Annotated in this window: 11 protein-coding genes; 5 read left to right on the top strand and 6 right to left on the bottom strand. The window is 59.0% G+C overall.

The features are described 5' to 3' along the window. The first annotated feature begins 20 nt into the window (after positions 1-20). The 5 genes from FJ419_RS10815 (at position 21) to FJ419_RS10795 (ending at position 5,417) form a co-directional block, all read left to right on the top strand. Complete coding sequence (locus tag FJ419_RS10815; RefSeq protein WP_140545351.1) at positions 21-1,157, top strand: DegT/DnrJ/EryC1/StrS aminotransferase family protein; 1,137 nt, start codon at positions 21-23, stop codon at positions 1,155-1,157. Beyond that, on the top strand, positions 1,154-1,828 hold the full coding sequence (locus FJ419_RS10810) for a sugar transferase (protein WP_140691222.1): 675 nt from the start codon (positions 1,154-1,156) through the stop codon (positions 1,826-1,828). Before FJ419_RS10815 ends, FJ419_RS10810 begins: the two co-directional genes overlap by 4 nt. Positions 1,829-1,896: 68 nt before the next feature. Further along, positions 1,897-2,901: an SDR family NAD(P)-dependent oxidoreductase gene (locus FJ419_RS10805; RefSeq protein ID WP_140545349.1), complete on the top strand. Its 1,005-nt coding sequence runs from the start codon at positions 1,897-1,899 to the stop codon at positions 2,899-2,901. Further along, complete coding sequence (locus FJ419_RS10800) at positions 2,898-4,139, top strand: hypothetical protein (RefSeq protein ID WP_140691217.1); 1,242 nt, start codon at positions 2,898-2,900, stop codon at positions 4,137-4,139. Before FJ419_RS10805 ends, FJ419_RS10800 begins: the two co-directional genes overlap by 4 nt. A 15-nt stretch (positions 4,140-4,154) precedes the next feature. Further along, positions 4,155-5,417 (top strand): polysaccharide biosynthesis/export family protein, encoded by a 1,263-nt coding sequence (locus FJ419_RS10795; RefSeq protein ID WP_140691214.1) that lies wholly within the window; start codon positions 4,155-4,157, stop codon positions 5,415-5,417. A gap of 21 nt (positions 5,418-5,438) precedes the next feature. On the opposite strand, the gene FJ419_RS10790 is transcribed toward FJ419_RS10795, so the two are convergent. The 6 genes from FJ419_RS10790 to asnB all read right to left on the bottom strand — a co-directional run bounded on the left by FJ419_RS10790 (position 5,439) and on the right by asnB (position 13,487). Beyond that, complete coding sequence (locus tag FJ419_RS10790) at positions 5,439-6,794, bottom strand: HlyD family type I secretion periplasmic adaptor subunit (protein ID WP_246679176.1); 1,356 nt, start codon at positions 6,792-6,794, stop codon at positions 5,439-5,441. A gap of 11 nt (positions 6,795-6,805) precedes the next feature. Next, positions 6,806-8,500 carry a type I secretion system permease/ATPase gene (locus FJ419_RS10785; RefSeq protein WP_140692405.1) on the bottom strand — a complete coding sequence of 565 codons (1,695 nt, stop codon included), beginning with the start codon at positions 8,498-8,500 and terminating at the stop codon, positions 6,806-6,808. Between the two features lie 336 nt (positions 8,501-8,836). Next, on the bottom strand, positions 8,837-9,550 hold the full coding sequence (locus FJ419_RS10780) for a class I SAM-dependent methyltransferase (RefSeq protein WP_140692402.1): 714 nt from the start codon (positions 9,548-9,550) through the stop codon (positions 8,837-8,839). A 47-nt stretch (positions 9,551-9,597) separates the two neighbouring features. Then, complete coding sequence (locus FJ419_RS10775; RefSeq protein WP_140691210.1) at positions 9,598-9,864, bottom strand: acyl carrier protein; 267 nt, start codon at positions 9,862-9,864, stop codon at positions 9,598-9,600. Positions 9,865-9,918: 54 nt separating this feature from the next. Beyond that, positions 9,919-11,472 (bottom strand): AMP-binding protein, encoded by a 1,554-nt coding sequence (locus tag FJ419_RS10770; RefSeq protein ID WP_181170667.1) that lies wholly within the window; start codon positions 11,470-11,472, stop codon positions 9,919-9,921. Beyond that, complete coding sequence (gene asnB / locus FJ419_RS10765; RefSeq protein ID WP_140691205.1) at positions 11,469-13,487, bottom strand: asparagine synthase (glutamine-hydrolyzing); 2,019 nt, start codon at positions 13,485-13,487, stop codon at positions 11,469-11,471. The genes FJ419_RS10770 and asnB overlap by 4 nt, the downstream gene beginning before the upstream one ends.

Here is a 13,487-nt window from a genome sequence, read left to right as displayed (position 1 = left end):
GATTTGGGAGTGAGGTCACCATGCTCTTGGTCAGTGCCCCGATTTTGGGTGTTCCGGAGAAGGCGGCTCTATCAAAGGTCATTGATAGCAGCTGGTTGACCATGGGCGAGCAGGTTCGATTGTTCGAAGAGTCGTTTGCCCGCATGCATGGCGCGGACGATTGCGTTGCGGTGAGTTCCTGTACTGCGGCGCTTCATCTCATTTTGCACGGACTGGGCATTGGCCCGGGCGATGAGGTGCTGGTTCCGTCGCTAACTTTCGTGGCAACCGCGAACTCAGTGCTCTATGTCGGTGCAACTCCCGTCTTTGTCGACATTGAATCGGCCGACTTGCCGTTGATGTCGCTGGCGGAAGCCGAGGCCCGATGCACGCCGCGAACGAAGGCCATTATTCTCGTTCACTTCGCCGGGTATCTGGCCAATCGAGAACAATGGCAAAGGTTCGCCCGTGTACGGGGGCTGCACATCATTGAAGACGCGGCGCATGCTCCTGGCTTGAGAGAAGTAGGGACCTTCGGCGTTGCCGCGGCCTTCAGCTTCTACGGCAACAAGAACATGACAACCGCCGAGGGCGGCGCCGTAATCGCCCAAGATCACGAACTGCTCGAAAGGATTCGCCAAGCGCGCGGGCACGGGATGACAACCGGCACACACCAGCGGCTGAACAGCCGCACGCCGCAGTATGACGTCACCATGCTTGGGTTCAATTACCGTATGGACGAGATGCGGGCCGCAATCGGACTTGTCCAGTTAGGAAACCTGCAAGAATGGAACGAAGTAAGGCGTATCCTCGTCGTCCTTTATCGGCGACTCATTGCAACACACTGCCCGGCAATAGCCGTTCCATTCAGTGAATCGCGGAGGTCGGCGCACCACATCATGCCGATACTTTTGCCGCGATACGCCGACAGGCAAGCCGTTATCGACGAACTGCGCAACCAGGGAATCCAAACAACGATCCACTATCCGCCCGTGCACCGGATGACGTTGTACCGCGAGCTTTTTCCCGGGACCCAATTGCCGCGAACAGAAGACTTTGCCCAGCGGGAATTGACGATTCCACTTCACCCGCAGATGACCTCAGCGGTGGTCGAAGCGGTAGTGGAGGCACTGGCAACTGCGGTGAGCGGCTGTACTAAAGCGGGAACGGCCGCATGAATGCGACAGATCAATCCCTCCACCGACACTTCGTTGCAGTCTCGGCCCATGGGTCTGTGCGGCGTTTGATCGACATTGCTATTGCGAGCGTTGCTGCGGTCTTGTTTGCGCCCCTGATGCTGCTGATCGCCATCGCCCTTCTGGCCGAGGGCGGTAGGCCCGTTTTGTTTGCACAAACCCGCTTGGGCGCCGGGGCTCAGCCTTTTCGCATGTACAAGTTCCGCAAGTTCGACGTGCGATGCGATCCCCACGGCCTCGCGCTGACGGTCGCCGACGACAAGCGCATGACAACGATAGGGCGCGTGCTCGCCGCGACAAAGTTCGATGAACTCCCGCAACTGTGGAATGTGATCATAGGCGACATGGCAATCATTGGGCCGCGACCGGAGAGCCTGGCGTTCGCCGATTGTTTCCACGGCGGCGCCGAGGCTGTTTTGCAGTACAAGCCTGGCTTACTCGGTCCGAGCCAGGTTCTCTTCCGCAACGAAGCGAATTTCTATCCGAAGTTCACGGATCCGGTGCTGTACTATCGCGAAACCTTGTTTCCCGCCAAGGCCAGGATCGACCTTTCCTATTATCCGCAGCGAACTCTGGTGGCTGACGCCGTCTGGATGGCCCGCGGTTTTCTAGCCGTTGTCGGCCGGGTACCGCCGTCGCCGATCGCGACTTAGGCGCAGTCGGGCTGACACTCCGGTGAGTGTCACCGTCAGAGTGGACATGGCAAGAGGGACGATTGGTCATGGACTACAAAGGCAAAAAGGTACTGGTCACGGGCGCCGATGGATTTATCGGATCGCATCTCACCGAGGCGCTGGTCCGCAACGGAGCGGATGTCACAGCATTGGCGCTCTACAATTCGTTCGACAGTCACGGCTGGCTTGACGATTTGCCGGACAACATCCGAGGCCACCTGAAATCCGTGCGTGGCGACGTGCGCGACAGCGCGTTCCTGAACAGGATCATGCGCGGCCAAGCTGTGGTTTTTCATCTGGCTGCCCTAATCGCGATTCCATATTCGTACGCGGCTGCCCAGTCATACGTAGAAACCAATGTCATGGGTACGATGAATGTTCTCGAGGCAGCGCGTCAGTGGGACACGGAACGTGTCGTGCACACCTCGACTAGCGAGGTTTACGGCACGGCGCTGACCATGCCTATCAAGGAATCTCATCCGCTGCAGGGCCAGTCGCCATATTCGGCATCCAAGATCGGGGCCGACATGATGGCCGAAGCCTATGCCAGGTCATTTGATGTTCCCGTCGTAACTCTGCGGCCATTCAACACCTACGGCCCACGCCAGAGCGAGAGGGCGATAGTGCCGACCATAATCAGGCAGGCCCTCGACAAGAACTGCTCGGCTATCATGGTCGGGGATACGAGCCCTATCCGCGATCTAACCTTTGTCGAAGACACGGCCGCGGCATTCCTGACCGCAGGCGTGGCGGAACTCAAATTCGGCCATGCCTACAATGCCGGAAGCCAGCGTGCCGCGACGATCGCGGAGGTCCTGGACCTGGTGGTCGAGTTGAGCGGATCGAAGAAGCCTGTCTATCGAGATGAAAGCCGCTTGCGCCCACAGAACTCCGAGGTTCGCGCGCTGCTTGCAGACTCGACGCAATTCGAAACGCAGACCGGATGGCGAGCCCGTACCAATCTGCGAGATGGGTTGGAGCGCACCATATCATGGTGGAAAGCGCGTCTCAGCGAGGGGCGGGTGCGCCGGGAAATGGGCTACATGACATGACTTGTCGTCGCCGACTAGCGTTGTCGATGATCTTCGCTGTCGCGTGCCTTGGTCCGCATGCTGCCGCAAGCCAGGCGAGCAATACGTCAACGCACTTTGTTGCGACGCCGGCGATGCAGTTGCCGGACTATCTGCGTCCTACGGTCGATCCCGCGTTTGGGGAAACATTCACCCGGATCACAAAATCCGGGCCGCTTGGAAATGGGGTCGCGTGTATAAAAGATTATTGCAGCCACCGTTATTCCAGCGCCCAAGCCTGGAATGCGGACCAGAGCCTTCTCGTTATAACCAACGGCTGCAACGGAATGTGCTTTTTCGACGGACACACATTCCTACCGCTGCTGATGCGCGATCGATCGGGCGAATGTGAGTGGCATCCCCAAAATGCGGATCTGATGATCTGCGTTGGAGGCCAGCGAATATCGACCTGGGCGCCGCGGAGCAATCACGAGGATGTGCTGTTCGATTCAAAGGACTATCGGGATCTGCACTTCGGACCAGGCAAAGGCAACCCGAGCCGAGACGGTAACCGCCTGGCAGTGCGTGCACTTCGATCGGACGGTGCCGAGGTCGTCTTCGCGTACGATCTCAAGCAGCATAGCAAGTTTGCCGATATCGCACTTGGGCAGCTTGCTGGGGTCAATGAGAACTGTTCGATCTCTCCTCTGGGCGAAAATATTCTCTGCATCCAGGCACTGGCGGACGGCACCGAACAGGCGTTTATTTTTTCGATCGACGGCGCTCCAGGCCAGCAGTGGACAGAGCATCATCGGCCGGGGCATGGCGACATGACGGTCGACGCCGATGGGAGCGAGATCTACGTCGGCATCAGCAAATCCTATCCGGACAGCTATCAGGTGATCAAACGCCGGCTGTCTGACGGGAAAGTAACTGCGCTTATGAAATACGGCGAGGCCTCGCATGCTTCCCTGCGTGCTTTGAACAAACCTGGCTGGGTGTTCCTGAGCTACGGCGGCGACCCGAATGAGGTTTCGGCCCGTCCGGAAATGGCACCCTATGCACGAGAGGTTATCGCGCTGCGCCTCGATGGCAGCGGAGAGGTTCGGCGCATAGCGCAAACGCGCAGCGTTGATTTCGACTACCGCAGCGAGACCCATGCCTCGCCGTCGCCCGATGGCTCGCAGGTAATCTGGTCCAGCAACTGGGGTGTGCCCGGCGGACCTGTTTATGACTTCGTCACCCGCGTCGACTGGTCGGAAGAGGCGAAGTCGAACTGAATGGAGATGTCACCGATGGCATTCATGAACCGAAATCTTCTTGCAGCGATAGGTGTGCTGGCTGCGGTTGATGCTGCCTCCGCTGCGGACGCACGGCCAGCCTACCATCTCTCCCCCGGCGACATCGTCGAAATAGGAATCTCTTCGATACCGGAACGAACTCAACGTGCGGTAATCCAGATGGACGGCACGATCGCGCTTCCCCAAGTCGGGAAGATATCAATCGGCGGTCTGACGCCTGCCGAACTGCAGGCCCGCATGGAAACGATCTTGCCTACCAAGATATTTCACCAGCGTTTGCCCGATGGGCGAGAGCAGATGATCGTTGTCCAACCTGGCGACGTGACCGCGATAGTCGCGGAATATCGTCCGATCTACGTGACTGGCGAGGTGCTCACTCCCGGCCAGCAGGCATATCGGCCTCTCATGACGGTGAGACAGGCGATTGCGGTGTCTGGCGGTCTCAGCCTTTTGCGCTCACGCGTAAATCAGACTGGTCCCGACCCGGTTGATCTGCAGCGCGACTATGAATCGCTTTGGGGGGAATACACCCGCGACTACTACCACAGTGCTCGCATTCGCGCCGAACTGCAGGATCAGCCAAGTTTCGATACCAAGCCCCCCCAAGGGTCACCATTGTCTGCCGCCTTCAGCTCGGCCATTGCCGACGCCGAGGGAGAGGCGCTGAAGATCTCTCTCGACAACTTCCAGCAGGAGCAAAGCTACGTTGATCAGGGCGCAAAGGATGCCGCGGCGCAGATCGACGTTCTGACCAAGCGCCAGCAGGTCGAGAGCGACGGGGTCAAGGCGGATGAGGATGATCTGGCTCGGGTGACGAAATTGTTTCAGGCGGGCAATCTGACCAACGCCAGGCTGTCTGACGTCAGGCGCTCCGCGCTTCTCTCTTCCAATGGGCAGCTTCAGACATCGGTCGAGCTCATGCGGGCGCGACGTCAGCAGGAAGATTATCTCAGGCAACGCGAGCGCAATGAAAACCTGCGAAGGATCGGTTTGCTGACCGAGTTGAAGGATACCGATGTCCGTCTTGCCGACACCACCGCAAGGCTCCACGCCACTAGCCAGAAATTACAGCCCGCTGGCGCGACCGCTCTGCCGTTGCCGGTAAGCGGAGAAGCCATTCAGACCCAGATCACCATCGTGCGTAAGATTGGTGAAGAATGGCGCAAACAACTCGTCGAAGAAGATTCAGAAGTGTTTCCGGGAGATACGATCGAGGTGAGGTTCAGCAGCGATCTAGGACGTGCAGCAAGCCAGTAGGGGGCCGCGTTTGCGGTCCCGCTATTGTTTGAAGGCCCGGGAAATCTGATCGGTCAATGGCTTAAGCAAATACGACCAGACGCTGCGCTCGTTGGTGCTTATGTGAACTTCGGCAGGCATGCCTGGTTTTAGGATTTTCTCACCCTTCAGGCAGGTGGCCTGGTTGTCGACGTGGATGCGAGCCGAAAAATAGGAAAGCTGGCGTTCCTGATCCTTGATCAAATCTGCAGAGATACGCTTCACCGAACCCTCGCAGACAGGTGTCGTTCCGACGTCGAAAGAGGGAAAGCGGATTGACACCCGCTGCCCGGGCTGGACATCATCCATCCGGGTCGGCGGAATGAGCGCATCCACAACAAGGTTGTCGGTATCGGGTACAACCACCATGAGCACCTCTCCCGGTCCAATTACGCCTCCGACGGTATGGATAGAGGATTCCTGTACCGTGCCGGTCTGGGGAGATCGGATATCCGTCCTTGCCAGCTCGTCGTCCGCCACTATCTTGCGCTCTTCGAGTTCTGTGCGCTTCGCTTCGTTTTCGCGGAGCTCGCTTGTCACGTCGCTGCGCATCTGCTCGTCGAGCTGAAGCACCTGCAAGTCCGTTTCACTGATGTGGGCTTGCACCTCAGCGATTGCTGCAACAAGTCGCCCCGACTCACCGCGAGAACGAGCCTCTTCCAGGCTGACATTGCTCAGTCGCTCCTTGGACACCAATTTCTTGGAGTAAAGAGCTTGGACGTCGGCAAGGCTGTGGGTAAGGAGATCCAAGGAGTCGTTCGTCGCGGCAAGCTGAGCCTTGAGACCGTCAATCTGATGTCGGAGTTGCATCGAGCGGCTCTGCAACTGCGCCTTTTGGCCAGCCAATGCCGTAGCCCGGCTTTCAAACAAGGCACGTTCTCCGTTGACAAGAGCAGCCACCCGCGGGTCGCTCATCCTCACACGCAGACTGGGTGGAACCTGCATTTCCGGCAGTCCTTGCCGCTCTGCCTCGAGCCTGGCCAGACGGATGGTTACCCGGTCGAGATCTTCACTGACGATCTGCAGGTTTGAGCGTGTGAGCGTGTCGTCAAGCCTGACCAACACGGCGCCGGCACGCACATGATCACCATCCTGGGCGAAGATCCCGCCGATGGTGCCGCCGGTCCGATGTTGGACCTTCTTTACACTGCTTTCGACCACAACGGTCGCCGGCGCGATCACAGCGCCGGCGATCTTGGTTAATCCCAACCAGGTCCCTCCACCAACGATCAGAAAGGCGGTGGTTGCCACGCCCAGAACCAGATTGGCACGGATGCCATCCGGATCGTTGGTCAGCCTGGTTCCGAGCCAACGACTTGCGTCGTCGACACGAGCATAGGAAATCGTCGCGTCAGACACGGAATAAGACCTCAAGCGTTGCCTGCATTTTTTTGCAGCGGAACGACTGCTGGATGGGGGAAGGGGCGGACGACATTCGAGAGAACATCTTCTCGCGGGCCAAATGCGTGGACCATCCCGTTCGACATGACCAATACCTGGTCAATATTGACGAGCGCAGAGGGGCGATGCGCCACGACGATCACGATACCGCCACGCTGGCGCACCGCCAGGATCGCTCCCGCCAACGCAACATCGCCGTCTGAATCCAAGTTGGAATTCGGTTCGTCGAGCACGACAAGAAACGGATCGCCATAAAGTGCCCTGGCCAGTCCGACTAGCTGCCTCTGCCCGGCCGACAGGGCCGTTCCGCCTTCGCCGATTCGTGTTTGGAATCCCTGAGGCAATCGCATGATCATCTTGTCGACACCCGCCGCTCGAGCGGCTGCCATGACGCCTTTTGGGTCGCTCTGGCCACCAAACCTCGAGATGTTGTCGGCAACCGTTCCATCGAACAGTTCGACATCCTGCGGCAAATAGCCGATATGAGCACCGAGCAGTTCCGAACTCCACTGATCGAGAGCAGCCTCGTCCAATCGAACGGTTCCCCGAATTGGCTTCCATACTCCGACCAGGGCACGCACCAGCGTTGTCTTCCCGGAACCGCTAGGGCCGACGACCGCCATCCCAGCGCCGCTCGCCAGGCGAAAGCTTACATTGAGAACCGTGGGCCGTTGTGCGCCTGGGGGGGCTATCGTCAACTCCTCGACCGAGAGCTGCCCCTGCGGGCTGGGAAGCTCCATGGGAGCGCTTTGGCTACCGAAAGCATCCAGCGCTGCAGTCAAGTCGGAATAGCTTCGGCGCGCGGCCAGAAATCCTCTCCAGTTTGCGATCGCGGCGTCGACCGGCGCCAAAGAGCGGCCAAGCAATATCGAAGATGCGATGATCACACCCGGGGAAGCGTCCCCCCCGATCACCAGATAAGCGCCCAGCCCGAGCACACTCGATTGCAAGGCCATCCTGAGTGTCTTCGACAATGATCCAGTTCCGCCCACGATGTCGGAGAGCCGTTCCTGGTTCTTGAGATAGGCATGGCTGACTTCTTCCCAGCGTCGGCCAAGCCTGGCGGAGAGACCCATCGCCTGAACGACTTCCGCGTTGCGGCGGCCTGCATCTGCAAGGATGCGTTGCGCGACCAGTGTTTCGGAAGTTCGGGCTGCGGGGCCACGGCCGGCAATTTCTGCGACCACGGTCAAAAGCACGACAACAACGGCGCCGACGGTTGCCAGTAGCCCAAGGGAAGGGTGCAACAGGTAGATGACCACCATATAAAACGGCATCCACGGGGCGTCGAAAAAAACGGTCGGCCCCAGGCCGGAGAGAAAGCCGCGCAACTGATCCAAGTCGCGAAGCGGCTGCACCCGGTTCGCCTCCTGCCCGGCGACCAGGGGTACCGACAGCGATATGGTGAAGGCCTTGTGCTGCAGATTTCTGTACAGGCGATTGCCGATTCGAACCAGCAAGCGAAGCCGCACGAAATCGAGCAGCCCGTATATGGCGTAGAGGCCCAGCATGCCGACCGTAAATCCCACGAGCGTCGGAACGCTCTGCGAGGGAAGCACACGGTCATACACCTGCAGCATGTAGACGGAGCCGGTCAGGGCTAGAATGTTTATCACCGCCGAAAAGAGACCAATGCCAACCAGCCCGGACCAACAACCCGACATGGCTGAGAGCAAATGTTGCGTACGATGTTCCCTCACGACGCGCGATCTCTCACTCGAGATTGCCGCACGGCCTCGTGGACGCTGTCAGCGTAGGACAAGATCTTACCTTTCGTTGTGACCCGCCCACCCCGAACATTACATCAAGCTAACATTCGTCAAATTTTATCAAAATGCAGCAAAATCGTGACGCTCAGACGCTAAATCGTGAATCGCCACGAACAAGCTGGGGATAACCGGCCCTGGAAAGCGGGCGTTTATTGATCATTTGAAGGTCGACGCGGTTTGCCCTTTGTCTAATCACGTTTTGATGTCTGTTGGATGAGGAAAGTGACCCGATCAGACATTCGACGCGCGTGGTTCATCGGGGTTCTTCATATGGGCGACAACCACACGGCCCTCGCCAGCTTCGTTCGAGATCGTGCCAATATTCTCGTAAGCCTTTGCGCGGTTGAGCAGACTCACGACTTGCCGGTCCTGGCCAAGGCCAACCTCGAACAGCAGCATGCCACCTGGACGCAGGTATTGCGGCGCGTCTCTTATCACCCGCATGTGGATGCTCAGGCCGTAAGGGCCAGCCGCAAACGCCTCGCGCGGCTCGAGCTCTGTCAAATGAGAGCGGTCGCCCTCGAGCCGCTTTTCCGAGATGTATGGCGGGTTGCAGACGATCACGTCGATCCTGCCGACAAGTTCCGGGCCGGAGAAAGGCTCAAACAGGTCGCCCTGCAGCACCGAAACACGGTCTGCCAGTCCATGATGGTCGACGTTGCGGCGTGCGGCTTTGACGCACCCATCAGTTAAGTCGCTCGCCCAGATCCGAGCGGTGGGGGCATAGTGCGCTATGGCGCATGCCAGATTTCCGGCGCCGCAGCACATGTCGATAATGCGGGGTTCGGCAGTCCTCAACTGATCCAAGGCGTCGAGGGCGGCTTTGCCCAGCAGTTCCGTCTCCGGGCGCGGCACAAGCGCGCCAGATGCCACGAGCAACTCCAGCCCCATGAAGATGGTGCGCCCTTTGCTGTAGGCATCCTCGACGCTGATTTCTTGGCGCACGACAAACCCCGCTTTTTCCAATGCTGTCGTTCGGGAGACAGCTATGATCAGTTCTTTTTTCGGATGACGTATTGTGCAATCCCTTGGATGGAATCGAGGTTCTCAGGCAGAAGCTCGCTGTCTTCGACGATAATGCCAAAGGTTTCCTCAATGAATCCGATGACCTCCAGGACTCCCGTCGAGTCGACGATACCTTGGTCGAGCAGGGACGTGTTGTTTTCCAGAGCCTCAGCGTCGGCAACATAGAAGTTGGACGCCAGGAATCCTCGAATTTTCTCGCTGTAAGTCTCTATCCTGTCTTCGCTGGACAACATTTTGCTTCCCCGATTAAAACAAGAAAATTGACATCAAGTCTCGTGAAAAACGGCTCATGCTAAAGCCGTCTTCTTAAGTTTTCCCGTATCTGTCATTGGCAGGCTGGATACAATAACAATTGATTTTGGCACCATGAAATTTTCCAGCCGCCTTTGACATTCCTTCTGCAGTTGTTTCTCGTCGATGGACCTCCCTTGCTCCATCACGACGAACGCCTTCACCGCCTGGCCAAGAAGTTCGTCCGGAACGCCTATCACTGCGGCCTCCCGCACCCCTGGAATGCCAACAAGCGCGTTCTCAACCTCTTTGGGCGCGACCTTCTCGCCACGGGATTTGATGATCTCATCGCTACGACCTACGAAATAAAGGTACCCTTCCGCGTCGATCCGGCAGTAGTCGCCGGTGTAGAGGACCTGTTCACCGGGCAGAGGACCAGGTTTAAGCTTCCTTGCGGTCGCCTCCGGCTTGCCCCAGTAGCCCTTCATCACGGTCGCGCCCCGGATGACGAGCTGGCCGACGACGTCGGGGCCGACCCGCTTGTCGTCGTCGTCGACGATCCACATTTCCGTGTTCGGGATGGCTATCCCGACGCTCGACGGCTTTCGCTCGAGGTCCTCCGGCGGCAGGTAGGTGCAGCGCTTGCACTCGGTGAGCCCGTACATTGAATAGATGCGCGCGCTCGGAAAAAGGTCCTGGAGCATGAAAATATGCTTCAACGGCAGGGCGGCCGCGGTATTCGTAACGTAGCGAATGCTCGAAAAATCCTGGTCCTTCAGCGATTTGAGCTCCGAGAGCGCCGCAAAAATAGTAGGCACGCCCGGGAAGCCTGTAACCCGCTCTTGCTTGACCAGTCCGAGGATCTGCGCTGCAAAAGCAAACGAGCGTTCAAGCACCAGACGGGCGCCAGTGCGGAACGCCATGATCATCTGGTACAGGCCGTAGTCGAATGCCAAGGGCAGGACATTCAGGATCACTTCGTCCTCGCCGAGCTCAAGGTACGATGCGATCGAGGTGCAAGCCGCCATCATGTTTGTGTGCGTCAGCATCACGCCCTTGGGCTCGCCGGTAGAACCTGACGTGTAGATTATGGCGGCGAGATCAATGTCGATGCATCGGCGCGCCGGTGCCGCCCTGTTGCCGGCAATCGCAACGTCCCAGCGAACCGCATGGGGCAGTTGCATCAACTCGGCGTCATCTATAGGCCCGGAGACAATCATCCGGCGCAGTGACGGACAGTTGCGGGCCGGCTCGCTGAAGACCGAGGTCAGATGGTTGTCCGTTATCAGCGCGGCCGGCAGGCAGTCGTTGAGCAGGTAAAGAAGCTTGTCGCTCTTGGTCAGCGGATTGACGATGCACACCACGGCGTTCGCTTTGAGCACGGCCCAGAAGCTGACGACCGTCTCGACGGTGTTGTCGGCGAAGATCATCACGCGATCGCCGCGCGTCACTCCGGCGTCCGCCAGGTGTTGCGCAACGCTGTTGGCACGGGTCTCGATCTCGGCATAGGTCACGCGTTGCCCGCCACAGACCAGCGCCACCTTGTCACCCAGCCGGTCGGCCGAGTGCCTGAGATAGTCGTGCAACAGCGGTATGGCTCCATGCATCATGCCAACACCTCTTCCTTAATCTCATGGTCAACGTCGACGCTGAGCTCGATCTTCTGCCTGCCGATGGGGCGGCTTGCGATAAACTGCTGGTGAAGAAGCTGGGTGGAGAGCACGCCCACCAGCGCCATGTTGTCGGAATTGGAAAGATCTTGGTCCACGGTCCTGGCTCGGCACTTGCCCAGCAGGCGCGCGACCGACTCCGCATCGAAGACGTTTGCCTCGCGCAACGCTCTTTCCGAAAGTGCCTCGTGCACATAGGCTGGTGCATTGTCGGCAACGAAGCATTGGGCATTCGGCGCCCTGTAGGGCTGTTTCTTGCGGGCGATGATTTCCGGCGGCAGGATCGGCTCGGCCACCCGCTTCAGCACGTGCTTCTCGTCCAGAACGCGCAGCTTGTATTTGGCTGGAAGCGAGTTCGCGAGTTTTACAACGTCATCGTCGAGGAACGGGAAGCGCCCTTCGACAGAGTTGCCCATCAGCATTCGGTCTCCCTGCGAGGAGAGCAGATAGCCGGACATCAAAGTCTGGATTTCGATATACTGGTCTTGTGCCAGAGCGTCCCAGCGCGAAAATTCGGCGGGCAGGCGCGCCAGGAACGCGGCGGCCGCGTTGTTCGGTTGCGTCTCGGCTTTCATGTCGGCAGAAAACAACCGCTTGAGAGCGCTCGTCGTGCGCCAACGGGTGCCATGTGCGAAGCCTGGCGCATCATGGGTGTGGATATCATGTCCGAAGAACTGACGCGCCATTGCTTGCTGATGCACCGGAGAACGAGTGAGATAGGGGTACAGGCGCTCCAGCAATCGCGCGCGTCTCGTCGAGGATGGTTGATGCCCCCAGAAGCGGCGCACCTTCCCTTCGCGGAACAGGTCGTAGCCGGCGAACATTTCATCCGCGCCTTCGCCCGTCAGCACGACCTTGATTCCGTGCTCGCGTACCAATCTTGAAAGCAGAAGCAGTGGCGCCGGCGCGGTCCTCAGGATCGGACGCTCGGTGTGGGAGATCACCTCTGGAAAGACATCGGCGATATCGCTGCGAGAAACCGTCACCTCGTGGTGCTCGCTGCCGGTCGCGCCTGCCACCAATCGCTGGTAGCTGGTCTCGTCATATTCAGCATCGGCAAACCGCAGCGAAAACGTCTGGAAGCGGTCGCCGGCGATGCGGCTTGCCATCATGGCGACAAGCGAGCTGTCGAGTCCGCCAGACAGGTAGCAGCCAACAGGCACATCTGCCTGGTCGATCCGCAGCGCCGTCGCCGACTGCAGAGCCTCGCGCACTTTGTCCACGGCATCATCGAGCGACCCTGGGAATTCATGGTGTTCGTCGAACGCCTCGGGATAGCTGGGTTTCCAGAATGCCTGCTCGCGAACGGTTCCGTTCTCATAGACGCGAATGTGTCCAGGCTTGAGTTCCCGAACCCCCTTGAATACGCCTTGCGGCGGCACCACCGTCCAGAGAGTGAACGTCTGATCGATGCCGGCTGGATCGAAGGCTCGCGGCAAAGCCGCGTCGGCTGCGAAAATGGCCTTCACTTCGCTGGAAAAATAGAGGCGCCCGGCGTGCTCGCAAAAATGCAGGGGGCATATGCCGAACCGATCGCGCGATAGCACGAGGCGGCCGGCCAGCGAATCCCAGATCGCGATTGCCCATTGCCCGTTCATGCGCTCAAAAGCGGAGTCACCCCATTCGCGATATGCATGAACCGCCACTTCGGTGTCGCTGCGGGTGCGGAAGCGATGACCGAGCGCGATCAGCTTTTCGCGAAGCTCAACGTAATTGAAAATCTCGCCGTTGAAGACAATCCAGGTCTTGCCGCCCGTGTCGGCAAGCGGCTGTTGCCCACTCGAAAGGTCGACAATTGAAAGGCGTGCATGGGCCAGCCCCGCGCGATTGTCGCGGTAGAGGCCGTGTTCATCCGGACCGCGATGCACGAGCGACCCCGCCATGCGCAGGAGCGCCTCGCGTGAAGGCCGCGCCGCGGTTGCGTCCAGTGCCACGATTCCGGCTATGCCGCACAC

Origin of the sequence: Mesorhizobium sp. B2-6-2 (assembly GCF_006440615.1) — a bacterium.
Lineage (GTDB): Bacteria > Pseudomonadota > Alphaproteobacteria > Rhizobiales > Rhizobiaceae > Mesorhizobium.
This window is presented reverse-complemented; position numbering and strand designations above follow the sequence as displayed.